Below are 1,597 nucleotides of genomic sequence, written 5' to 3'. Positions count from 1 at the left end.
TCGTCGAGCGTCACTTCCTGACCGACAGCTCTCAAGCCGAGCTCATCGAGCCGGCAAAACGTGGTCAGGTCAGGGGCAGCAAAGGTAGCGTGGGACACGTCGAGGTCTTCCAGATGGATAGCGTGAGAACTCCCATCATCGGAGGACCTCGACCCCTACCCCAAAACCGACGCGCCCACCCCGCCTACACCCTGCATTGCGATGAGCCAGTAAATTTCATAGATCGATCAGGAAGAACTTGAGTGTCTATACCAATCGTTTCGCGAAAGCTCCTCTGGGGCAGAGCGGCCAACCACTGTTCATGGGCAGAGTGTCGCCGAGAACTTAGCCAAGACCTTGTGCACAGCACCGGCGCAATAATTCTCGGTGAAGAAGCGCATATTGTTGCGAAGGAGAAAGACGGGCCGCGCGGCAAATCCCCGCTGACCCCGGCGCAACGTGACGATTACAGCAATCTTATTCTGCTGTGCTCTTATGACCACACTCGCATCGACAAAGCTCCGCAAGAGTACACCGTTGAGTTTTTGTACGAGACAAAAGCAAATCACGAAGCCTGGGTGCGAGAGACGTTGGGGTCGAAGGTCGATGCAAACGAAGTTTTATGGGCAAAAATAGTCGATCAACTGCCGACGAAGTTGGGACTCGATACCTGGGCGCACGAGATACGCCCAATCTTCGACGGAGGCCCAATTCAATTAGCAGTTGCCACGGAAGAAAGGCTTCGCGAATGCGCGTTATGGATTGCGACGAGGCCTTGGCCAAAAGGGCACGACAGGCTTAAGGCGGCGGTTGTCAACATTGGTCTTTTTCTGAATGAGTTACTCAATGTGTTTAATGAGTATGCGGAGCTATTATATGGGGATAACTGGCGGCGCTATCCAACGTTCTACAGAATCCCTGTGTGGGATCCTGAGCGCTACAATTCATTACTGGCCAAGTACAAGTCCCGGCGGGCGTATTTGTCGGATCTAAGCCTTGAAATTACCCGTTACATCAATATTTTCGGTGACCTTGTTCGAGAAGGCCTGGATCCATTCTTCCGCCAAGAGGAGGGACACGTGACAGTGCTCGTGGAAGACCTGCCGCTGCAGTATGGCATCCATATACCTCAGTTCGCCCAGGAAGATTTGGATAGCGCGCTCGTGGTGCAGGCGCTGTTTGCTTTTGCGGAGTCTCGCGCTTCCCGCTCTCCACGTTTTCAGTGGTAAGCGCTTTCAATACCCTGAACGGCGCGCTGATCCTCACCCCGTACTCTAAGCCGACACCGACCTACGTTACTGAACTGGGTACAACCACCGATATAATTGCGACTGTGACCGCTATTCAGTAGGCCCTAGCCTCGATCTTTCATGAGGCGGGGTTCTTGCGGTGATCGGGGCTTACTGGCTGCCTGATGGTGTTGATGTTGGCATGTGGGTGTGACGATTTCTGCCGCTGACCGTGGCGGTGATCGGTGATGGTTCCACGTCCATCACGGTGAAGCTGCTCGTCTTTCTGTGTCGGGGTGGTCGGCGGTCGTTGATCCTATGGCGGGGCGAGGGCGTTGAGCCGCTGGAGGGCTGTGAGGAGTAGCGGTGTTTCGGGGGCTGTCGCGGCG

1 protein-coding gene is annotated in these 1,597 nt (G+C 55.0%); it reads left to right on the top strand.

Annotation, left to right across the window (positions count from 1 at the left end; all coding sequences use genetic code 11):
- Nucleotides 1-338 precede the first annotated feature (338 nt).
- Entirely contained in the window at nt 339-1,208 is an 870-nt protein-coding gene (locus tag E8P82_RS14890; RefSeq protein ID WP_136455834.1) for an HNH endonuclease, read from the top strand.
- Nucleotides 1,209-1,597 lie beyond the last annotated feature (389 nt).

Source organism: Arthrobacter echini, from assembly GCF_004803505.1.
In the GTDB taxonomy this organism is placed as follows: domain Bacteria; phylum Actinomycetota; class Actinomycetes; order Actinomycetales; family Micrococcaceae; genus Arthrobacter_D; species Arthrobacter_D echini.
This window is presented reverse-complemented; position numbering and strand designations above follow the sequence as displayed.